This window comes from Dyadobacter subterraneus (genome assembly GCF_015221875.1).
In the GTDB taxonomy this organism is placed as follows: Bacteria; Bacteroidota; Bacteroidia; order Cytophagales; family Spirosomataceae; genus Dyadobacter; species Dyadobacter subterraneus.
Genome location: NZ_JACYGY010000001.1, coordinates 1,493,338 through 1,516,767, shown reverse-complemented (window position 1 = coordinate 1,516,767; position 23,430 = coordinate 1,493,338). Strand labels below are relative to the sequence as shown.

Annotated in this window: 17 protein-coding genes; 8 read left to right on the top strand and 9 right to left on the bottom strand. The window is 39.0% G+C overall.

What is annotated here, in order from left to right; genetic code table 11:
• The first annotated feature begins 92 nt into the window (after positions 1-92).
• Complete coding sequence (locus IEE83_RS06325; protein WP_194119770.1) at positions 93-806, top strand: MBL fold metallo-hydrolase; 714 nt, start codon at positions 93-95, stop codon at positions 804-806.
• Between the two features lie 277 nt (positions 807-1,083).
• On the opposite strand, the gene IEE83_RS06320 is transcribed toward IEE83_RS06325, so the two are convergent.
• Together IEE83_RS06320 and IEE83_RS06315 are read right to left on the bottom strand one after the other, a co-directional pair.
• On the bottom strand, positions 1,084-3,852 hold the full coding sequence (locus tag IEE83_RS06320) for a family 78 glycoside hydrolase catalytic domain (protein ID WP_194119769.1): 2,769 nt from the start codon (positions 3,850-3,852) through the stop codon (positions 1,084-1,086).
• Positions 3,853-3,872: 20 nt separating this feature from the next.
• On the bottom strand, positions 3,873-5,198 hold the full coding sequence (locus IEE83_RS06315) for a beta-galactosidase (protein ID WP_194119768.1): 1,326 nt from the start codon (positions 5,196-5,198) through the stop codon (positions 3,873-3,875).
• 277 nt (positions 5,199-5,475) lie between these two features.
• On the opposite strand from IEE83_RS06315, the gene IEE83_RS06310 reads away from it, so the two are divergent.
• Entirely contained in the window at positions 5,476-6,381 is a 906-nt protein-coding gene (locus tag IEE83_RS06310; RefSeq protein WP_194119767.1) for a prohibitin family protein, read from the top strand.
• A 70-nt stretch (positions 6,382-6,451) separates the two neighbouring features.
• Here the strand turns inward: IEE83_RS06310 and IEE83_RS06305 are convergent, their stop codons facing one another.
• Genes IEE83_RS06305 through IEE83_RS06295 form a run of 3 tightly spaced genes read right to left on the bottom strand, consistent with a single transcriptional unit; the run spans position 6,452 to position 9,878 of the window.
• Entirely contained in the window at positions 6,452-7,789 is a 1,338-nt protein-coding gene (locus IEE83_RS06305) for an APC family permease (RefSeq protein ID WP_194119766.1), read from the bottom strand.
• Positions 7,789-8,841, bottom strand: coding sequence for a dipeptide epimerase (locus tag IEE83_RS06300; RefSeq protein WP_194119765.1), 1,053 nt, complete (start codon positions 8,839-8,841; stop codon positions 7,789-7,791). Before IEE83_RS06300 ends, IEE83_RS06305 begins: the two co-directional genes overlap by 1 nt.
• Positions 8,838-9,878 (bottom strand): N-acetyltransferase DgcN family protein, encoded by a 1,041-nt coding sequence (locus IEE83_RS06295; RefSeq protein ID WP_194119764.1) that lies wholly within the window; start codon positions 9,876-9,878, stop codon positions 8,838-8,840. Before IEE83_RS06295 ends, IEE83_RS06300 begins: the two co-directional genes overlap by 4 nt.
• 122 nt (positions 9,879-10,000) lie before the next feature.
• Here IEE83_RS06295 and IEE83_RS06290 point away from each other — a divergent pair, with 122 nt between their 5' ends.
• Complete coding sequence (locus IEE83_RS06290; RefSeq protein ID WP_194119763.1) at positions 10,001-10,453, top strand: Lrp/AsnC family transcriptional regulator; 453 nt, start codon at positions 10,001-10,003, stop codon at positions 10,451-10,453.
• Between the two features lie 2 nt (positions 10,454-10,455).
• Positions 10,456-11,577: a serine hydrolase domain-containing protein gene (locus IEE83_RS06285; RefSeq protein ID WP_194119762.1), complete on the top strand. Its 1,122-nt coding sequence runs from the start codon at positions 10,456-10,458 to the stop codon at positions 11,575-11,577.
• Between the two features lie 52 nt (positions 11,578-11,629).
• Here IEE83_RS06285 and IEE83_RS06280 read toward each other — a convergent pair whose 3' ends face one another.
• The gene (locus tag IEE83_RS06280; protein ID WP_194119761.1) at positions 11,630-12,013 is read right to left on the bottom strand and encodes a T9SS type A sorting domain-containing protein; all 384 of its coding nucleotides are present in this window, start codon (positions 12,011-12,013) and stop codon (positions 11,630-11,632) included.
• Between the two features lie 673 nt (positions 12,014-12,686).
• Here IEE83_RS06280 and IEE83_RS06275 point away from each other — a divergent pair.
• Positions 12,687-13,589, top strand: a complete 903-nt coding sequence (locus IEE83_RS06275) for a bestrophin family protein (RefSeq protein ID WP_194119760.1) — start codon at positions 12,687-12,689, stop codon at positions 13,587-13,589.
• A gap of 84 nt (positions 13,590-13,673) precedes the next feature.
• The gene (locus IEE83_RS06270; protein WP_194119759.1) at positions 13,674-13,889 is read left to right on the top strand and encodes a hypothetical protein; all 216 of its coding nucleotides are present in this window, start codon (positions 13,674-13,676) and stop codon (positions 13,887-13,889) included.
• 27 nt (positions 13,890-13,916) lie between these two features.
• Here the strand turns inward: IEE83_RS06270 and IEE83_RS06265 are convergent, their stop codons facing one another.
• A complete protein-coding gene (locus IEE83_RS06265; RefSeq protein WP_194119758.1) occupies positions 13,917-16,385 on the bottom strand; it encodes an ABC transporter permease in 2,469 nt (822 codons plus the stop codon).
• A gap of 1,204 nt (positions 16,386-17,589) precedes the next feature.
• On the opposite strand from IEE83_RS06265, the gene IEE83_RS06260 reads away from it, so the two are divergent.
• Positions 17,590-19,746, top strand: a complete 2,157-nt coding sequence (locus IEE83_RS06260; protein WP_194119757.1) for a sialate O-acetylesterase — start codon at positions 17,590-17,592, stop codon at positions 19,744-19,746.
• 92 nt (positions 19,747-19,838) lie between these two features.
• Here IEE83_RS06260 and IEE83_RS06255 read toward each other — a convergent pair whose 3' ends face one another.
• Positions 19,839-20,720, bottom strand: a complete 882-nt coding sequence (locus IEE83_RS06255) for an AraC family transcriptional regulator (protein ID WP_194119756.1) — start codon at positions 20,718-20,720, stop codon at positions 19,839-19,841.
• Positions 20,721-20,815: 95 nt separating this feature from the next.
• Between IEE83_RS06255 and IEE83_RS06250 the strand changes: the two genes are divergently transcribed.
• Positions 20,816-21,328, top strand: coding sequence for a lipocalin-like domain-containing protein (locus IEE83_RS06250; protein ID WP_194119755.1), 513 nt, complete (start codon positions 20,816-20,818; stop codon positions 21,326-21,328).
• 14 nt (positions 21,329-21,342) lie between these two features.
• Here IEE83_RS06250 and IEE83_RS06245 read toward each other — a convergent pair whose 3' ends face one another.
• Positions 21,343-23,115, bottom strand: a complete 1,773-nt coding sequence (locus IEE83_RS06245; protein ID WP_194119754.1) for a tetratricopeptide repeat-containing sensor histidine kinase — start codon at positions 23,113-23,115, stop codon at positions 21,343-21,345.
• Between the last annotated feature and the right edge of the window lie 315 nt (positions 23,116-23,430).

Below are 23,430 nucleotides of genomic sequence, written 5' to 3'. Positions count from 1 at the left end.
AAACAATCACGACCGAGTAGCCCTTCAATACTTCCTGACCGTATTAGTAAAGGACAATCCTTGGCATTTTCCGCGAATCAGACTACAAACAGATGCAGCTTCTAAAAAATATTTTTCAGGTCGGTGGCGATCTCAACGGAATCACTTTTGACTTGCAGGGCGCTTTATGGAACGATGGTAATTCGTACATAATAAAAACAGAAAGCGGTTTGATCATGGTTGATTGCGGTTGTGGTGATACGCTGCAACAGATTTTCTCCAATATGAAATACTGGGATTTGAACCCGGATGATATTGCCTATTGTATTTTGACCCATGCCCATTTTGACCATGCCGGAGGCGGCCATATTTTAAAAAAACAGGGAGTAAAATTTATATCATCGGCAGAAACGGCTGATGCTGTTTTATCTGGTGATGAGCGCTGCTGCGGTTATTTATATCATAAAATCTTTACTCCTTTTGAAGTAGATCAAACTGTTTCAGATGGAGAGAGATTTACGGTTTTGGGTATTGAATTTACTACCATGCACTTGCCCGGACATAGTATGGGTTGCACTGCTTTTGGCATGCAATGGGAAAATAAGCACGTAGTTTTCAGCGGTGATGTAATCGGAACATTGCTTGGAGGAGATTTTGGCTGGGGTGGTTCTATTGATTTTGACAAGAAAATATATACCGAGTCTTTAATAAAATTCGCGAAAGTTGATATGGATGTGATGATCCCCGGTCATGGCCTGAGCTACTTCCATAAACCGCGACACAGGGTTGAAGTTGCGTTGAATTCAGCACTGATGCAGTGGCGTTGATGAAGGATTTTAAATAAATAGTAATAGGAAGATTGATTGTATCTAAAAGGATGATGCGGCTGCGTCATCCTTTTTTTAAAGTTTAAATTGTTTGATATGAGCTAAGTAACATTTATGAAAACGAAAATTACAAACAGATCATTAAAGACATTAAAGCAAAATTAAAAAGGCTTATCACCCGGTATAAGGATGATGCAGCCCTTTCAATTATATTAAAAGAATAAAAAACGTTGAGTAAACCAGATATGATAATTAAAAGAGTCTGCCAGAAATCCGGTTATTTCCAACGGATCGAAAAGGAATAATTTCCTGATCCGACTTCATAAACCTGTGAGCCGTTTTCAAATCTTAAATAGCGAATAACATCCGATTTTTTCACAGACTTATTATTTTCCAAAACCAACTGATCCCGATTTTGCACCGGAATCCAGATTTCAGAAGTGCAGTTGGCCGGGATAGAAATATCCAGTTTAAATTGCCCGTTTTCAACTTTCCAGCTGCTGCCAATCCTGCCTCTTATGGATAGATAACTACCTTTCGCCCACGTAAGATCACCAGCTGGCACCGGGCGGATCTGTATTTTTTCAAAACCTGCCGACAATGAATTGATACCCAAAAGCGAACGGTAAAACCATTCGATTACAGAGCCGAACATGGGATGATTGTGTGAATAAATGCCATCAGAATAGGCCCAGGTTTCCCATAGCGTTGTTGCACCGCTTTCAACCATATGCCCCCAACCGGGAAAATCTTTCTGGTTAGCAATTTGATAAGCAATGTCATTTCTGTTTTTATTTCTGAAAACATCAAACATCATCTTGGTTGAAAAAATACCGGTTGAAAGATGTCCGTTTTTTCTTTCAATTTCTTTTTCAAGAACACCAAAAACAACTTCCTTTTCAGTTGTTGGAGCTAAATCATAATACAGGGCAAATATTTGAGCAGCCTGCGTCGCATTATCAAAACGACCAGCTCCGGGCACATAAAATTTTTCAACAATCGCTTTTTTAACCCGGTCGGTAAGTTTGGCATATTTTAACGAATCAGAAGATTTACCCAGAATGCCGGCAAATTCAGTCATTAACTTCAAATGATGATAGTAAAATGAAGAAGCGGAAAAAGCTTCCGGCTTTGTGTCCAGTGACTCGTGATCGCTGATGTCGTGGTAAAATAAATTACCATCTGCTTTACCGATTAAAAACTCGATTTGTTTATGAAAAACATCATAGTTTTCTTCCAGCACCCTTTTGTCTCCATAAAAATCATAAAGCTGTTTGATCATATATGGATAAGCCAGCTGCCAGCCCAACGGCCCGCTATCATCACCGGGACCTCTGTCGGCAATACCAACATAGGGCGCCGTTTCCGTCATTCCTCCCTGCGGTCTTTGGTCGTTTACAAAATCCTGAACGGCTTTTCGGTAAAAATTAGCCATGTCAAAATTGTAAAGAAAAGATTCGGCCGTGGCCACAATGTCGCCGCCATATCCGAACTTTTCCCTGGCCGGGCAATCGGATTGCACGCTGAAAACATTGCTCAAAAAAGTCCACTGCGCCATTTCATTGATGCGGTTAATCATGGCATTTGAACTGGAAAATTCTCCCGAAGAAGTAAGATCTGAATTTAACCTAAGCCCTTCAAGATCATCAAGCATGGGTTTTCCCGGCCAACCGCTTACTTCAACATATCGAAAACCGTGAAAGGTAAAACGAGGATTCCAGGTTTCTTTTCCCTCACCTTTCAAAATGTAATTATCCTGCTGCCAGGCTACATCAGGCGCACCCGGACCTCCGGTACCTTTTTGTTTGATTTGCCCGGCTACCGTAGTCAGAATATTTAGCGAGCCATCCCTATTAAGATCCTCACCATATCGAAGACTGATTTTTGTGCCTTCAGGCCCATTGACATGAATTCTTGCCACACCGGCAAAATTCTGTCCCATGTCAAAAATAAAAACACCTGGTTTGCTTTCTGTGATTTTAACAGGTTTTACAATTTTCGTGACCCGGATTGCAGGCTGCATCTGAACACTTAAAATACCCGGCGGACCATCAGATTCCGTAGCATTTTTCCAGTCCGCGGAAATTTTACCAGCCATGTTCCATCCTCTTTTTTCAAGACGCGCATCATAATCTTCTCCCAAATAAACGCTGTTTTTCACAACTGGTCCCGGCGCAGTCTGCCAGCTTTTATCAGTTAAAATTGTCTCCACAGACCCGTCTTCATATTGAATACGAAGCTGTGATTTCACAACCGGACGTCCTGTCCACTGCACGTCACGCAAATTGAATTTACCGAAAAGTCGTAAAGGCAAAGCATCGTACCAGCCTTTACCAAGCATAATGCCTGCTGCATTTTCTCCTTTTTTTATATGACCAGTAACGTCATAAACCACATAAAAAGCTTGTTTTTGATACGCAGTCCAACCGGGATCAAGCATATGATCACCGATTTTTTGCCCGTTCACATAAGCTTCGTAATAACCCAGACCACTAACATAAAGCCGGGCCGACTTAACTTTTTTATTAATTTTAAACTTCTTTCTAAACAAAGGAGAAGGATCTGTTTTATAAAAATCTTCTTCTCTTTCAAACTGTTTGCTTCCATCGCCAATCCATTTTGCCTGCCAATCGGAAGGGTTAAGCATGGCTGTTTCAAACCAGGCTGGTTTACTCCAGGCGGAAACTTTTCCATCTTGATCATAAACCCTTACCGACCAATAATATCTTATAAATGATTTTAGCAGCTTGCCTTGGTAATTGATATGCAGACTTTGATTAGAAACCACTTTTCCACTTTCCCAGTAATTACCCTTTCCTGCTAAAATCCCGGTGGCATTATCGCTAATAATTATTTCGTAAGCCGATTGTTTTGCACCTCTTTCATCTGCGCGCAAAGTCCAGCTTAGTCTTGGGATCGCGGTATCAATCCCTAGCGGATTCTCAATGTATTCACAAGTTAGCTTATCTGTTAAAAGATCAGCACAGATTGCCGCTGCTGGGAAAAGCAGCGCGGCTGTAAATATTAAAGCAAATATTTTTTTCATTTGTTCGATGATTTGTCGGATCAAAACGCTTGGTCAGAGCATTCCGAAATTAAATACAGTTTGCCTTCTCCCGGCAAAAAATTACCTTTCAAAGAGCCAGATTTTTTGTCTAATACTGTTTTTTGTGCTTCTCCGCTAACCTTTGAAATTTCTTGTACTTTTTTAATTTTTTTATCCAGCTTAAATGCGAATTTTTCAGATGTTTTAAAAGATTTATTGACTATCATCACATACTGCTGCTTGTTATTCTGATCTTTAAAATACGAAATAATCAGTTTGGAAGAAGATTCCGCGGGTTTGAAAAAAAAATCTGCCGGAACAGGTTTTGTTCCCATCCACAGACTATCGCCCGAGTGATAAACTTCAACCGCATCCAGATGAATAAGGGTTTTTCCAAGCTGCGTCATTTCAGCGTTAAATCGTTGGAATGGTCTGTACAAATCCGTTTTTTGTCCGAGCGAATCAATGACAGCATTCATAAATTTCTGATCACCTTGTCCAGTTGGTGTTGCATAGCAAAACCAGACCGGATTTTTAATTCCGTATGCAAGATTTGAATAAACATTCAGCCGCATTTCATTTTGATCCGGACGACGGAATGTATTTATAATGCCAAATGATTGCAGATAAGAGGAGGTTTTTACTTTATATTTTAAGCCGGCGCGGCGGATGATATCCAGATTGTTGTAATATGATTTTTCAAACTTCCCTTTTCTCAAATAAGGATAATTATCATAGGAAAGATATTTAAGATTTTCTTTACCGACACCTTCAATCCATCTTTCTACATAAGCTTTTTCATAGTTTTTTACGGCGAAATCAGGGTATAAATTGACGTGAGGAATTTTGTCCTTGTCAAGGGAAGCGATTTTCCGGTAGGTTTTTATGGCCCAATCCAGCATAGCACTGTCAGGTTCATCCCGAATATAATAACCCGCTGTGGCCGGATGATGGCGGTAAGTTTCCACCATCTCTTCAATTTCTTTGTCTGAACCTGTCACCCTGGGATCTGAAACATAGACTTTCATCCCATATTTCTTTGCCAGATCCAGCATTTTGAAATTCTTTTCCGGCGTATTCAAATCCGTGCTCGAAACATTCTGAATGCAATTCACATGTGATTCACTCAGGATTTTGTATTGTTCATCGTTGGTAAACTTCCAGACAGGCGGCCAGAAAATCCCGATTACAAATTCCTCTTTTTTAGTCTGCGCATTTGCCTGAAAAGCATTCAAAAACAATATTCCTGCCAATAAAAATATAGGTCCTGCTGAATGGTTAAGAAGCGCCATTCCAATTTTAATGAAAAGTTTGGATAAGGTTAAATGGTGGCAAAAATTCATCATGACGATCAGCTGGTTGATTAATCAAAAACGGTTACATTTATTATACCCTGTAATCATATTTTCAGGCTAACAATCTCCCGATTTAGCAGCTTATCAAATTGATAAAATCTTATCGTTTTGATAGACAATATGCCAATTTAAACAACCAAATTAATAATATAAATTGCTTAAAATCAATTCATTATATTTATAAAAATATAAGCTTGAATGATTGGCATAATTTTATTACGTATATAGCAATAAGTTTAATTTAACTATCTAAAAAGATACGAATGCCATGTTCTTTCTAATCCTGGGAATTCTTATAGCCATCAGTGGTTTTATGATCAGTAAATCTTCATTAAATATTTTTCGTTATGGCTCCATTCTGAAAGTTTCAGGAATTGCCATTGCTATTTTGGGAGTCCTTTCAGCCAGTATTCGTCAGATTGACGCGGGCACTATCGGAGTTCAATCTTTATTCGGAAAAGTGAATCCGAAAGTGTTGGAAAACGGTCTGAACTTTGTAAATCCGCTGTCTCAGGTTACTATTTTCGATACAAAAACGCAGAACTACACCATGTCTCAGAAAACATCGGAAGGTGAAGTGCAAGGCGATGATGCGATCCGCGTTTTGTCGGCTGACGGACTGGAAGTTGTGATTGATTTGACGGTTTTATACAAGATTATGCCAGACAAAGCGCCTGCTATTTATAAAGGAATCGGTCCGGATTATAAAGACAAGATTGTAAGGCCCATAACCCGTACGCGGATTCGGGACAATGCGGTTTATTATGATGCGGTTGCACTTTATTCCAAGCGGCGCGATGAATTTCAAAGCAGGATTTACCAGACCATTGATAAGGATTTTAAAAGTCGTGGATTGATACTGGAACAGCTTTTAATCCGTAATATCAATTTGCCGGAATCGGTCAAGAAAACCATTGAATCGAAAATTAATGCCGAACAGGACGCACAAAAAATGGAATTTGTTCTCCAAAAAGAAAAACAGGAAGCAGAGAGAAAACGTGTTGAGGCCAGAGGTATTTCGGATTACCAAACCATTATCGCGCTGAGTCTGACTGACCGTCAGCTTCAATATGAAAGTATTAAAGCACAGAAAGAACTGGCCGCTTCGCCGAACGCTAAAATCATCGTATTGGGCGGCAAAGGAAATGTACCGCTGATTTTAAACGATCATTAAAGATTTTGAAATCACTTAAATCACTTTCAGATAAAACTGAGCGTGATTTTTCGTTTTGGTGAAAATGGATTTATAAATCTGTTTTCGCCACTTTGGTATAATACCAGTAAACCGGAACACCGGATAAAATCAGCAGCAAACCTGTCAATGCCTGAACCGGCTGATTGACCGCACTGACCACGACCAGTAAAAAGCAGAAAGCCGAAAATATGGCAGGAATCCACAAAGGCACTTTGTACGGCCTTGGCATTTTATTTTTCCTGAATAAAATAACGCCAAAAGCAGCGGCTCCGTAAAAGAAAAATGAAGCAAAAACCAGAAGATCCGTAAGCGCATCAAAACTGCCAGACCATACCAAAACAATCGACCATATTGCCTGAATCAAAATTGAAAAAGACGGCGTATTGTAAACAGGATGAATGACAGCCGCCTTTTTAAGAAATAACCCGTCACGGCCCATCGCAAAAAATATTCTGGCTGACATCAGGATTGTTCCATTTGTACAATTGAAAGTGGTTAATACAATCAGCACAGAAAGTAAAACCGCTCCAAGATTCCCACCCAAAACGCGGGATGTTTCAACGGCTGCAATCTGGTTAATTCCCAGATTTTCAATTGCAGAGGGAGCTAAAATGAAAAGATAAACTGCATTGATCAGAAGATAAAGGACGATCACGATCAGCGTTCCGATACCTAGCGCGAGCGGCAAATTCTTCTGCGGATTATTGACTTCTTCACCAATAAAACCAATATTATTCCAACCTTCATATCCCCAAAACGCGCTTAGTGAGGCGGCAAACATTGCAGCAAAAAGTGGCCAGCCAGTAGGTGCGCTCACGGCAGTTTGCGTAAAGTGTTCCGTATTTCCTTTGCCCGAAAAAAGTGCAAAAATCACAAAGGCAAGAATTGAAATTACGATTCCTGCTATGAAATAACGGCTAAGTTTTTCACCAAATGAAACGCCGCGGTAATTCACGTAACTCAAAACGATGATTAGCAGTGAAGCAATAATTTTGATACTGGCGCCTCCAAGACTATGAATCCGGGGAATAATTTCGTGGAGTGATTCTGAGAAAACATAGGCAAGCGCGGCAATAGTGGCCGTTTTCATAACCGCCAGACTTGCCCAACCGTAAATGAAGGAAAAGAATTTTCCGTAAATTTTATTGAAGTAAATATATTCCCCGCCCGACCCCGGCATCATGGATGCCAGTTCGGCGCTGCTGAGCGCTCCCATCAAACTCAATACGCCGGCAAGTGTCCAGCAAAGCAGTACCAAAACCGGTGAATGAAGCTGATCCATCATCGGCGCCACTTTCTTGTAAATGCCTGAGCCGACAATCGCGCTGGCGACAAGAAAAATGGCAGAAAGTGGTTTGATCGATCGCTTTAAAGTATTTTCATTCATCAGAAGCCTGGTTTTGACTGTATGGAAAGATATCCGTCCCGTAATATAAAACCACTTTCCTTATAATCTTCCAAAAGATCAAAACTACCATCCAAATCCAGGTATTTTGTATTTTGACAGGCAAATGCTGCGTGTAGAGCCGCCGTAATGCTAAGATCACTTTCATCATTGCAACCCCAGAAAAGATCAATTTCTGCCTGCCGGGCGATATTGGCGATTTCAAAAGCTGACACGAGACCGCCGCATTTCATCAGTTTGATATTAAAAATCCCAAATAATTCGTTCCGCGCAATTTCAAAAGCTGCTTTCGCACCAGTGAGTGATTCATCTGCGGCTAGTTTTCGCCTTACATCTTTTGGAAATTTTAAAAGTTCATTGTTAAATTTCGGATGAAAAGGCTGCTCAATTAATTCAAGTGTAGTAGATGCAGTTTGTTTTAAAAATATTTCAAGATCACCTGCCGAATATCCCTCATTGGCATCTACACGAATTGTGAAATAATCACCAAAAGTTTCATTAAGCCGGATAACCCGCTCTGCGTCCAACTCCGGATTTAAACCCGTTTTTACTTTTAAAACCTTAAATCCCTGTTCTTTATATTCTTTTGCTTCCTGAATAGTTTCAGCGACATCTTTTATTCCAATGGTTACAGATGTTAACATTTTGGAATGATGACGGCCGTAAAAATCGACAATCGGCAATTCGATCCATTTCCCGAACGCATCATGCAGCGCAATATCAAGCGCTGCCAATGTCGCCGGAAAACGTGCAAAGACATTTCTGAAATAGGCGATGTGGGATAAAAATTCACGAATATGTTTTCCCTTTAAATAATCTGAAACCTCATCGGAACTTAGATTTTCCAGTGTTTGAGTGGCTGTCTCTCCTATTACTTCCGGATCAGGATTTGCAGCGCCTCGTCCACAGATTCCATTGGATAAAGTAATCTCAAAAAAGATAATTTCCGCCTCGCTTATGGTTTCCCGCGCGATGGTATATGGCTTTTTTAGCGGTATTAATTGTGCGTATGCTTTTACTGAGCTAATGTTCATTTTACAAGCGATTTAAGCACATCAATAACAGGATCACAACCTTGCTGAATGGGCAGCAGAACCGGAATTCCAAACTCTTTTTGGTATAATTCCTGAAAGGACAAATACTCTTCTTCTGTGCAATTTTCAGTATTCAATGCCAGTGCAATGACATTGGATCCATATAATTTTATCAGTTCAATTTCAGAATTCAGGGTCGGGATTTTGCCAAAATGTTCCTCCATATCAAAAAATTCGCGTTTCGGAGAATGCACCAGAATTACATTTTTTGCCCCGCCGGAAAGAAGAAATTCGGCGCCGCACGGCCCGCTTGGATTTCTTAATGCGGATTGTCCTTCAATAAAAATAATATCAGGATTTGTTTCTTTATCACAGCTCAAAATCGCATGTTCAAGCTCACCTGATACAAAATCATTCAGTGTCGAATCGAAAATAAATCCATATTTCCCACCTTGAAGCCAACCCGTTTGTCCGGTGTAAATCATCTGTGCTTTCAGTCCTGCATTTTCACAGGATTTGATAAGCAGCCGTGTGGTGGTTCTTTTTCCAAGCGCACAGTCCGTACCCATTACGGCTACAACCGGCGTTTGAAAATTCAATACTTCGCCGGTCCAGAAATGCAGATCTTTAAATGCTTTTGGCTTACGGATATCAAGTAATTTCACGCCGTTCACCTCTGCAAGCGCAACCATATCTTCTCTTTCAGAAAGATAATCGTGCAAACCATTGACGATGGAAAGTTTGTTTTCAATCGCCGTTTCTACGATTTTAAGCATAAAATCAGGAAACCGTCCGCCTGTTGTCGCTACACCGATAATACAATATGCCGGCTCAACTTCTTTTGCTTTTTCAATACTTTCAAATACAGGAATATTCCGAAATTTTCCATCCAGCACTTCTCCAGCATCTTTCCCAACATGCTTGCTGTCGACAATACCTACAATCTCAAAACGCTGGCTTTCACGGATCAGTCCGTGGGCCGTTTTGGCATCTACCGTATCAAGAAGTCCGGCAGTTAATACAATTGCTCTTTCCATCTGATTTTTAAATGAATCAAGTAAAAATAGATTAAAATTCTACAAAATAATATTTATTTGTAATAATATTCTTAAATTAGAATTTGATATAGAATATAATTCCAAGTAAAGATTATTATTAGATGACAGATGAACTGGACAAAAGAATTCTGAATTTCCTGCAAAAAGATGCCAAATTAACCATCAAGGAACTGGCAGAGTCGCTTGAAATGAGCACGACGCCAATTTTTGAACGCATCAAACGGATGGAAAGAGACGGTGTGATCAAAGGTTATGTTGCGCTGGTTGATCAGGAAAAAGTCGGGCGAGGACAAACGGTTTTTATCAACATCAGAATGCCGGTATATACAGCTGAAAACGTAGCAGAATTTGAACAAACAATACGTGAAATGCAACAGGTTCTTGAATGTTATCACCTCGCCGGGACCATCGATTACCAGCTGAAAGTGGTTGTAGAAAACATCAAGGAATATGATCGGCTCCTGCTGGAAATCTCAAAAATCAAAAATGTAAATGTAGAAAGCAGCGTGATCGTACTTCACGATGTAAAACAGCAAACTGCTATACCGTTATAAACATGAAATTATCTCCTGCAAAAGTTTTATTTAAATCTGCTATCATTCTTTTCACTGCACTAAGTTTTACTTCATTCAAGAATCCGAAGCTAAAAGTACAGCCGGATCTGACCGTCAAGCTGGATAACATTTTTGCGGCTGTCCCGGATTTTAGCGGTGTTTTACTGGTTGCAGAAAAAGGTAAACCTGTATATCATAAGGCATTTGGATACAAAAGCTTTATGACGAAAGAACCAATGGAAACATCAACTGTTTTTGAGCTGGCCTCCGTTTCCAAGCAGTTTACAGCCATGACCATCATGCAGATGAAGCAGGAAGGAAAACTTTCCTTTGATGATCTTCTGGAAAAATATATACCCGGACTTCCTTACCCTGGTATCACCATACGGCATCTACTCACGCATACCTCCGGACTCCCTGACTATCAACAGGTCATGGATCAACATTGGGATAAAACCAAAATAGCCGGCAACGCGGAAAATATTGCTTACCTGATTCAATATCATCCTGAAAAACATTTTGAACCTGGGGCAAAATATGAATACAGCAATACGGGCTTTATGCTTTTGGCGAGTATAACTGAAAAAGTATCCGGAGAGGATTTCGTTGAATTTTGTCAAAATCGTCTTTTCAAACCGGCAAAAATGAGCCACACTGCGATCAGAACAATTGATCAGAAAAAGAAGCTTTCGAACCTGGCACTGGGTCATATTTATGTTCCGGAAAAAAAGCTTTACGTTCCTGCCGATTCCTTTCCGCAGTTCAATTATGCAATCTGGCTAGGTAACCGCAAGGGGCCGGGGCGTGTCAGTTCCACATCCACGGATCTTTTAAAGTGGGACAGGGTTTTGTATTCTGATAAAATGGTTAAGGCAGAAACTTCAAAGCAGGCATTTTCACCTGCCCGGCTTAATGACGGTTCCTTATCAAATTACGGTTTTGGCTGGAAGATCAAGGAATCAAAAATTGGAAAAGTGGTCTGGCACGATGGAGATAATCCTGGTTATGCAACCGAATTTATACGCTACATTGATGCGGATAAAACAATCATTTTGCTTTGTAATAACGCTCATCCCAAGATGCCGGAAATTTTGAAAAACGTCGAAACAGCTGTGGAAGAATAACAAAAAAAGGCTTGTGGAAAACCGCAAGCCTTTTTTCAATTTTACAATTTAACTATTGCATTTCAATAACACGTTCAGTTTTTGGTTCGGAAACCTGAAAAGTTTTAATCTGACTGTCATTTTTACTCTTTACTTCAAGTTCATACTGACCGTCTTCCAGTTTTTCTACATTCAAAACACGTCCGAATCTTTGATTCCCTTTTTCAACAACTTCGCTATATACAACCTCACCGCTTTCATTTTTAATTAAGATCGTGGTGGTCGCATCTTCATTTGCCTGGTCAACTAAAACATTGATCTTTCCTTCCTTATTAACAAATACGCCTGTGTTTAGATCAGATGTCTTTTTGTTATCTCTTCCTTCTGCGTTTGCTGTAAAAGCAAATGAAGTAACTATTGCAAAAGCAACTAATATAGTTTTGATTGAAGTTCTCATGATATTTATTTGAATAATGATGTAACGGCCTGGTATTCCGGTTTTTTATTATTTTTTATTTTCTTATTGAACATGTCAAAGTTATGCTGACAGCCGGTACTATGTTATACAAAGTACACAAGTGGCTATATTAATATATCAGGCGGTCGAGATCTTCATTAAATGTTATGTTAAAAAAAATATTTAAATTATCCTGTTATCGAAACGCCAAAGTTTCAACAAAAATTTCAAAATACAGGTTAAAAAATTGTTAACTGATCTCTATTTTGCTCGTAAGACTACATATTCAGATTTTTATAATTTCAGACAACTGGCATCTATACTTTAAGTAATTTTTCCAAATTATCGACTGGCAGAATATTACTTTCCACAACCGTATCCTACACCAATATTCTTTTGATCAGAAAAAAGTAACTTTTGCTCAAAAAAAAAGTTTTGCTATGCTTTAATTTCATCCAAAATGAAGCTGTTTTAACCTGATATTCACTCCTGATTTTATGAATAATTACTATATCAACAACGGTTTCGATTGTTGGGAACGACCACATGGATTCAAACAGGTAGCCTTGCTGATCATTTTAAAGACGGTAGTTCAAGCCTTTTTCAACTGGATTTATCTATATTGGTGTAATTATTAACTTTGAAATCCATATGATTAATCAAATGCTACCGAATGTACGTTAAGGAAGTTTTTTCAATCTGGCGCCTTTTAAAAGGGATATGGGTCGGAGTTCTTGCAGTGACCAGCTATGCCGCTTTTGTATTTTACCTTTATCAATATCAAAACTGGCATTTTCTGGTTTTCCCAATTTCTATTATTGCCATTGTAGGTACCGCGCTCTCACTGCTTCTGGGTTTTCGGACCAACTCAGCCTACGACCGTTGGTGGGAAGCCAGAAGGTTATGGGGTGCTATCGTGAATGACAGCCGCACATTGGTCAGACAATCTATTGCTTTTATCAAAACAGATCCAGTTGAGAAAAAGAAAATCATCGACAACATCGCGCACTTGCAGATTGCCTGGTGTTATGCTTTATGCAACACGCTGCGACAGGAGCCGGTCCTGATTGATGCCAATTTACATCTAGAACCCGAAGAGCTGGAATTTGTTTCCAAACACCAGAATATTCCCAACGCGATTATTCTGCTGCTCGAACAAAGGATTACAGCAGCCTATGACAAAGGCTATATCACTCCTATTTTATTCCAAAGCCTTGATAGTACATTGGCGAGACTAACTGATTCTATGGGCGGTTGTGAACGGATTAAAAATACCATTTTCCCTACCCAATACAGCTTTTACGTCCATCTGACTATTTTCATTTTTACATTGATTTTGCCAATGGGGCTGATTGATAGCATCGGAAGAATTGCGATTCCGATCACTTTTGTCATTTCCTTTCTTTTCTTTTATGTTGAAGGAATTTCCTACGTGATGCAAACGCCGTTTGAAGGAAACCATAACGACATTCCTATGCGCTCACTTTCGCGCACGATTGAAATAAATTTGCTGCAAACCATTGAGGCTGATTTGATTCCGGACAAGATTTTACCGAAGGATGGGTATGTGATGTAATTCAAATCTTTAATGAAAAGAATTTAGAGCCTGTTTTTTAAGCTCTAAATTCTTTATCTTTATTTAACCAATCGAAGATGAATCATGAGCACATATCTGGAATTATTGTCCAACACTTTTAAATCCGATAGCAAACAAAGCTTTGCATTTAATGCCTTGCTTGAAAAAGGAAAACAGGTTTTCGGAAATGCCGAAGAATTTAGTTTATGGCTTGAAAATTCTTATTCCAACTCAGATCAAAAGAGTATCGACTTTATTATGGATGAAATCGACAGACTTGCACAAGGTTATTGTGTTTGAACAAATCTGATTTTTCTGAAACTTTACCTACTCACTCCTCAAACTCTTCACAGGATTGGTCAGTGCCGCTTTCAGACTTTGTAAACAAATCGTTATTAAAGTAATAACCAGCAGAAGTAGTGGCGGAATAATAAAGATTGAAATTCCCAGAGCAATGTGAAATGCGTAATTATCCAGCCAGGTACTTGCGGCAAGATAAATGACCGGAATCGCGATCACGGATGCTATGCATACAAGCTTCACAAAATCCTTCGAAATCAAAACCAGCAGTCCGCTTACCGAAGCGCCCAGCACTTTTCTGATACCGATTTCTTTTGTTCTCAGTTTGATCACAAAACTGGAAAGTCCTAAAAGTCCCATACAGGCCACCACGATTGTCAGCACTGCAAACAAGCCAAAAACATTCCCCAAACGGGCGTCTGCCTGATACTGCCGGTTAAAATATTCATCAAGGAAAAAGTATTCAAACGGATTTCCTGGAAATGCTTTTTTGTAAAGTGTTTCCACATCTGAAATACTTTTTGCAGCCTCAGATGCTTTGATGTTTACAGAAATATATTTCCAGCCTTGGTAAGATGGATAGTAAAACAAAATCGGATCGAATTTCTCTTTCATGGAACGCTGATGGAAATTTTTAACCACTCCGGAAATTTTGCAAAGAACATCATCCTGACCAAGCACAAACCGGATATCCTGATTTACAGCTTCCTCGGCTGAATTAAATCCCAGCGCTTTTACGATTTCCTCATTGACCATAACTTTTGTATACTTATTTGGTCCTAATGATGAGCTGTCGGTCGCTTCCAGATTTTTTCCGGCTACGAGTTGAATATTATATGTCGGGATAAAATTTTCATCGATTTCCATCAGATAAGTAGTGAAATTATGCTGCTTATCCTCAGCTGCTTTTCTCACACTATTGCGGTAACGGATCATATTTCCCGGAATATCCGATGTGACAGAAGCGTCTACTACCGAAGCGGTATTCAGAATTTCAGATTTAAAATAACTGTATTTATTGCCAATCGTTGAATCTGCAATGGAGGGAGCTTTAACAATCAGTACCTGATCTTTTTTGTAACCCAAACTACCGTTTCGCATAAAATTAAATTGCCGGAAAACCACAAAAGTCGAGGCAATCAGAATAATGGAAAGTACGAATTGAAAAGATACCAACACCTTTCTAAGCGAAATACCTTTTCCTGTTGGCACCGGTGCACCTTTCAATACTCTTACGGGCAAAAACGATGACAAAACAAAAGCAGGATAAGCACCGACCAGCAACGCGCCTGCCATAAAAATGCCAACCACACTGATCCAGAATAAGGGATTACTGCCAAGTCCGTTTGAAAAGAATCCCAAACTGATATTCCTTCCAATAAAATGATTGAAAGATGGAGTCAGAGCCAAAATGATAAATCCGGCAAGTACCAGCGCAAGAAAATTAACAATGACGGATTCAAGTAAAAATTGTATTACCAATTGTGTTTTCTCTGCTCCAACCACTTTTCTCAGTCCAACTTCCTTGGCCCGCTCCATCGATTTTGCCGTGGACAAATTGATGTAATTGATCCAGGCAATAAACAGTATAAATACGCCGATAACCGCCAGAAAATAAATCTCCTTTTCGCTGCCATTCGCCTCAGCCTCTTTTAGATAATTGGAAGTGAGATGTATATCCGTCACTTTTTGAAGATGAAATGCTGACCTGAAATTCAGTTCTTTCATTTTCGCACCAAGATATCTTTCAATAAAAGCAGGAAATTTGGCTTCCAGTTTTTTAATATCTGTTCCCGGAGCCAGTAATACATAATTGTAGAATTCTGGCCAGGTCCAGTTGTCCTCACCAAATTTTGGTCCCAAAACAGCAAAAGGGACAAGCATATCAAATTTGATATGTGAATTTTCCGGCGCGTCAGCAAAAACAGCGCTCACTTTCATCGGGATTCTGCCATTCACTTTGAGGGTCTGCCCGATCGGATTTTGTTCGCCAAAATACTTTTTCGCCTCTGATTCTGAAATGACAATAGAACCCTCATTCACAAGACAGGTTTTCTTATCTCCGTAAATTAACGGATAAGTGAAAACATTGAAAAACGATGCGTCGGCCATGTAAATATTGCTTTCATTGAAAGTTTTGGTTTCACCAACAGGCGGCGCGTAGGATATTGAAAACGCATTCATGAAAAGCGACACATTAACCACCCGGACAAAATCAACAACTTCCGGGAAATCAGCTTTCATCGCCGGCCCTACTGCCGGGTGGTTCGCAGCTGTTGTCGGCACATTGGCCATACTTCCGGAATAGGAAATTGGCACACGATATAGGTTTTCGGCATTGGTATTAAACTTATCGTAACCCGACTCAAAATTTACATACTGAAAAATAAAGAAACATGCCGCGATACCGATGGCAAGTCCAAAAATATTGATGGCAGAAAAACCTTTGCTTCTCCAAAGATTCCGCCTGGCGATTTTGAAATAGTTTTCGAACATAGATTTTGATGTTAGCTGTTAGCAATTGGCTTTTAGCCGGAAGGGTTATAGAATAGTTTCTTATATATGCTGAAAATACAAAATCTTTTAGGCATTAACTAGCCGCTTTTCAGAGACCAGACCGGTTTTATCAACCTTAACATAATTTAGAAGCATTGTCAGGAGATTTAAACAGACCAGTTTTTATAGTTTTCAACAAATTTATGCCAGTAAACCAAATGTGCCATTCCAGACAACAGAGCTTGTTTTTAATTTTAAAAATGTCCGAATTCGAACAATGATTTGTTCGGATTTGTGATCAAAAAATATAGTGTGAAGTCACATTTATCTTGGGACAATCAATTCCTCAAAATTCCCAACTACCAGTATTTGATAGATGGTTTATTTTTCCTGCAAGTTTCAGATCAGAAGACGCTGTTTTTTAAAGATTTCAGATTCCAGATAAGGGTTGATCGAAAAACACATCATCACGTAATTTGATAAAAGAAAAATCTGGGATGCCGACAATTGAATTTTTGAAGTTTTCAAGGAAAATGAAATTCATGATCAAGAGTTACATGAAGCAGGATATCAGCATTTCGAATTCATAGATGATAAAAATCCAGGACCCCGATTATGTTTTTACCGGTTACTTAGAAAACATTTTTCAAAAGATAACCGATCTGTTTTTTATAAAACGATATGGTAAAAAATACAGGACAAGCGACGTATCATTCTTATTCACACGACCGAATTGAGGCCCATTTAGTAAGTCTAAGATATAAATATCACTAGGACATCAAAATTGAGGACGAATATAACTTACTTATAATTGTTAAAAATAACCACAAGTTACTAGCTTCAATTAACTCATTGTCAGAGTATTAATTTAATTATAATTCATTTTCGTTCTAAAATTAAAACATAAATATTCCAGGATTTGCAAATCTTCAACTGAACGGTGAGGCAGTCTTAGGAAAATTAACAGATATTTGTAAAAATTTCTTACCAAAAGATTTTCTGTCAGAATTAGTTACCATCTCGCAGTTTGTCGTCATTAGGTAGAGGCTTTTAGTTACTGAGCAGCTTGTAAAAGTGGTTTCAGATCAATTCATCATCACGGTTAAAAGTAATTATTCAAATATCAGGAACAATTTCGCCCGTGCTAATTTTGTCAACAATCATTTACCTTTTAGTGAGGTAAACATCAATAAACCAGGATAAAGTGAGTAAAAGTTTTAATTCCCTTCGTGCTTCATTAAAATGGATGTTTTTTTTATTAACACCGGCTTTTGCAAATGCCCAGATAAGCCTAACCGCACCCCTTGAACGTTCTGTTTACCAGCGGGAACTTAAAGATAACTCTGCAACGGTTACCATCAGCGGTAGTTATTCCATCGCCATGGATAAAATTGAAGTGCAGGCTACGCCGGTAGCGGCAAATCAGGGAACGCAGATAAACTGGACTACTTTGCAGGATAATCCAAGTGGAGGAGTTTTCAGCGGCACATTGCGTTTGGCAGGTGGCTGGTATAAACTGGAAGTTCGTGGATCTAAAAAAGGGGTTTTAATCGGAAATCCTTCTACAATTTCTCATACCGGTGTTGGAGAAGTGTTAATTATATCCGGACAATCCAATGCCCAGGGTATGATTGACCATAACTATGCTAACGCGCTTCCTCCGGGGGCATCTGATGACAGAGTTAACTATGTTGCGGATAATAATGAAGACAATAACAACACCCAGGATCTGGCTTATCCTACCTTTAAACAATTAAACAGCACAGAAGAGGTAATGGGGCCTCGTGGTCACGGGAGCTGGTGCTGGGGACTTTTGGGAGACTTACTGGTGAAGAAACTGAATGTTCCGGTTATGTTTGTCAATACTGCCTGGAGTGGTACTTCCATCCAGAATTGGGTAGAAAGCAGCCAGAATATTCCAACGTATTCTGTTTATACGGATCATACATTCATGCTGCCCTCTCAGATGCCCTACGGAAATTTGAGGCTGGCTTTGCAATATTATGTAAAACAATATGGTGCCCGGACGATATTATGGATGCAGGGCGAATCGGATAATGATCCGATGAAAATGAGTTTTGATGATTACCGATCTAAATTAAAGTATGTCATCGCTAAACTTGCATCGGATGTAAACAAACAAATTCCATGGATGATTGCGAGGACTTCCTACGCAAGCAACACTGTTTATCCAACGCTAATTGAAGCACAGAACGCAGTAATTAACGATTTACCAGGAATTGCTTATCCCGGTCCGTCGACGGACAATTTACCAGCCCAGCGCGCAGACGGTACACACTTTTTCGGAGCCGCTGCTTTGACAGTTCTTGCAAATGCCTGGAATGAAGCGTTGAGTCAGAACTTTTTTTCAACTGTTGCACCTATTGCCGTTACGGACGAACCAAAAATTACAAGTGTTTGTGCGCCTAATAATACTTCGGTTAACCTGACTTTGCCGGACGGTTACCTTAACTACATCTGGACAAAAGAGGTAAACGGTAATACCAGTACCGAAGGCGGCAGATCCATTAATGTTTCCAGCCCGGGTGTATATTATGCCAAACTGAAAGACCCTTACGGCAACACCCTGCGTTCTCAAAAAATTACTATTTCTGGTTCAATAAAACCTGTGACACCAACGATTTTACAATCCGGTTCTCAGCAGGAATGTGCAGATTCTGCATTTACGTTTTCTATCAATCCTGGAAATGATCAATACAACTGGTACAAGCAGGGAAACAACACGGCACTTTCATCCGCATCTTCTATCAGCGTTTCAGAAAGTGGTACTTATTTCGTGAACGGACAAAATGTACTTGGCTGTACATCAGACAATTCAAACTCATCCTCTTTGGTAATTCGTCCGGTAGTACCAACGCCGGTTATTGCCAAATCAGGACCATTTTCAGCGACAGCCACAATCACGGAGACTGGCCTGAACGAATCTTACAACTGGAAGCGGGATGGCGAAATACTGGACGTTTCTTCGAGTAATACAATCAAAACAAATGTTAAAGGAGTTTATGCAGCGAGAGCTTCCCAGACTTTCACTTTGGGAAATAATGTACTGACCTGCTATTCACCCTATTCAAACGATCTGGAAGTGGTTACAGACGGTGATGTAGATTTTGTTGTTTACCCGAATCCAGGTGCCCGCGACGATATTTATGTAGAATCACGCGATGATGTTGAAAATGCAGAAATAACAGTTTATGACCTTTACGGACGAATCATGATTTCTCAAACCCAGGATATGAAAAGTCGTGTTAAAATTCTTGTAAAAAACCTGACTTCCGGAAAATATATCCTGCGCATAAAAGCAAATGGAATTAATGTTTCCAAACAAATAATTGTGTTGTAGACCAATTATCTCATACAAGAAATGAGCTGTTTTTGATCGGATTGATTCCGTCAGAAACAGCTCATTTTCATTTTTGATAACAGATAAAAAAACTAGCTCACATCGGTTTTGTTATATTTATCTGGTTGCTGAATAGCACTTTGTACCTTCCGGAACTCCGAGGGATTAATCCCTTTATATTTTTTAAACAAGCGGTTTAAGTGGCTTTCGTCGGTATAGCTAAGCTCAAATACAATTTCGTTGATCCGCATATCACTGTGTAAAAGTCTCATTTCAACAAGCCTGAGCTTATAATTGATAATATACTGCTGCAAAGTTTCTCCTGTCTGCTTTTTGAAATACTTCCCCAGATAACTTGATGAAATGCCAAGCTTCGCACATATTTCATCAACCTTCAACCGATCCGGTGTAAATATATTTTCCTGGATATAATGCAAAATATCCAAAACCGCCTCTCCCGTATTTTCCTTTATATTTTTTGGAAGTTTCAAAGCAATATTTCTCGCTACAACCAGAATTATCGTCTGCACAATTGTTTCTGTAATTTTACTATGATACAGCTGCTGGTTGTTTTGCTCCTGCACAATATTCTCAACCAATGACGCAATCAAAGGCTTATCGACTTTGTTTTTAAGAATACAGCCCGGTCTGTGGCTTGCATTATTCAGGATAAAATCCATGCGCTGCACCCAATCCTGATCCTTGTTCAATTTAATATAGGAAGTGTTAAAACTCAGGAAAAAGAATTTGGTCGGATTGGTTATATCAAACGAAAATGTGTCCTGAGGTGTGATCAGAAAAAGATTTCCCTTTCTGTAATTGAATCTGTGATGGTTGACAAACTGAATTCCGGTACCATCGATAATATAAATAAGTGTGAAGTAATTATTCCTGTAAGACTTCCCGGGAAAAGTAACCATCTCCCGGTATTCAATTTCAAATGGGTGATAAAGAACCGGGGTGTGAACAGACATAATTGTACAGAATTAGTGAGATTTTGTACAAATGTAGCAATGATTTACTTGTATAATTTTGCCATTCAAATAAATCATATTTAAATAATTATTCCATGAAAAAGCTTATTTTACTATCAGGATTTCTAATCATAATGCTTAATGTTTTTGCTGAAAAACCGCAAAATACTGCGATCCCGGACAGCACGGAGTTGACTGGCTTATGGACTCTTGTAACAGTAGAAAATATAAATCCTGACGGAAGCAAAACGCTTCCTTATGGTATTTCACCAAAAGGTTTGCTCGTTTTTGATAAAAGTGGAAATTATGCAATCCAGATATTAAAAACATCTCGCCCCAAAGTAGCGGCCGGAGATAAAAATAAGGCCACACCCGAAGAAAATGCAGCGCTGGTTCAGGGAAACAATTCTCATTTTGGCAGCTTTAAAGTAAATAAAGCATCAAAAACAATAACTTTTCATGTTGAAGATGCATTTTATCCAAACTGGGAAGGAACGATACAGGAACGAACTTATACCTTATCAAATAGCGAATTGAAATACGTGGTTACCAATACTACAAATGGCGGAAATATCACGGCGGTAGTAATCTGGAAAAGAAAGATTTGATTGAAAAACCCAGATCAGCCTTTCATTGGCAAACTTATAAAAAACGTACTGCCCTCATTTACGCTGCTTTCAACACGAATTTTTCCATTGTTTAATAAAAGCAAATCGTAACATATTTTCAGTCCAAGTCCTGTTCCGGATTCGTTTGCGGTACCGCGGGTGCTTTTTAAATTGAATGAAAAAAGACTTGACAATTGCTCTCCATTCAGCCCCATGCCTGTATCTTTGAAAGCAATAATAACGAATTCGGATTCCTTAAAAATTTCCACCGTTATTGATCCTTGCGACGGGGTAAACTTTATGGCGTTTGAAAGCAGATTGCGAAAAACAATTCTGATCATTTCCAGATCTGCCCAGGCTTGCGCCTCTTCCGATTTAACAATCTTTACATGAAGTTGTTTATCGTCGATCAGATTTTGCAGTTTTTCGACCGTATCCTGAATCAGTGAAGCAATATTAAAAGATTCCGGTTTGACTTTAAAACCATCGAGCTGACTTTTTGACCAAACCAAAAGCCGGTCCATCATATCGATCGTGTGATTTACAGATTTGTCAAGAAAAGGAAGTAGCGTCACTACCTCATCCGCTTCAAGCAGACGGGATTTAAACATATCCAGTATACTGATAAATTGGGCAAAAGGATTTCTCAAATCGTGCGCAATCACCGAGAATATCTTGTTTTTTATTCCGTTAACCTCCTCCAACTGCGAATTTTGCATTACAAATTTTTGGTTAAGATCCTTTAATGCGAAATTCAGTTTCTTTAATCTCACAAAAGCCAAACCGATGGCTGTAAGACCAAGCAACGATAAAAAGAGAATCGTACGCTGATAAGAAATTACTTCCATATTATTTTTCTCTATTGCTATCAAACGATTATTTTCATCTTCCCGCTCTTGTAACGCAAATTTTACTTTGTACAGAGCAATAATTTCATTTTTGTCCTTGTTGAAAAGACTGTCCGTAATTAACTGATAGTTTTTGAAATTTTTCAATGCGCTCTGATAATCTCCCGCAATCGAATCCAGTAAATGGTATTTATAATAAATCTCAGACATATACTCTCTGCTTTTCATCTTGCCAGCTAGTTTTTCGCAAGTCTGATAGTATATTTTCGCGTTCTCGTACTGTTTTACTTTATAGGCAATATCTCCTTTCAAAAGATAGATCATTTGCTGTATTCTTGGACTTACCCTGTGGGAATGCGTCAATGTAAGTGCCTGTTCGTTTTTAGCGAGCGCTTTTTTTATATCGTTTTGTTTAATAAAAAGAGAAGCTGAATTTAGTAAGGACATTACGATCCAGTCATAATCCTGGAGCTGCGACGCCACTAATTCAGCTTTCTCAAAATACTGTTTTGCTTTCCCAAATTCTCTTAAATCCAGATAACATGACCCCGTATTGGTGAAAATCGTTAATTTTAATATATGCTCACGGTTTCCCAGCAGCTTTTCTGATCTTAAAAGAAATGGTAAAGCCTGTTTAAAATCTTTAACGGTGGCATAATAGCAACCTATGTAATTATTTGCCGTAGCAATGCCAACAGTATCTCCGAGACTTGAAAATATTGCCAGTGATGTATTTAAATAATTTAAGGCAGTCACATCACCATGAACCAGCATCGCCGATAGCGCCAAATTTTTATACGCCTCTGCTTGTCCGCGTTTATAATTCAGTTTTTTCGCCAGGGTCAGAGCCTGCTGACTATATTCAATAAGATTTTTTACATTATAGGAAAAATTTTCATATGCCTGCTTATTCAATTGGATAACGCGAAGGGTATCCATTTTGGAATTGCTTTTTACAAGTCTGGTAACAGAATCTTTTAAAACCGTTTGACCACAAACATGCAGACAAAGAAAGAGCATGGATATATTCAGAAAAATCCGAAACCTGGTTCTGTTTAAAATCATGTAAGAGCTTATCAAACTGGAAGGTAGAATCATCAGGTTCAATCTTTAAGATCAATAGAACTTTGTTAACGAAATTAATATAATTTGTAGAAGTCTATTTAAAGTCTCTGATTTTATTCAAAAAAGACAGAAATATTTTTTTGCAGATTTCGCCATCATCCTTGCAGCGACTGGACCGTATAAAAAAGC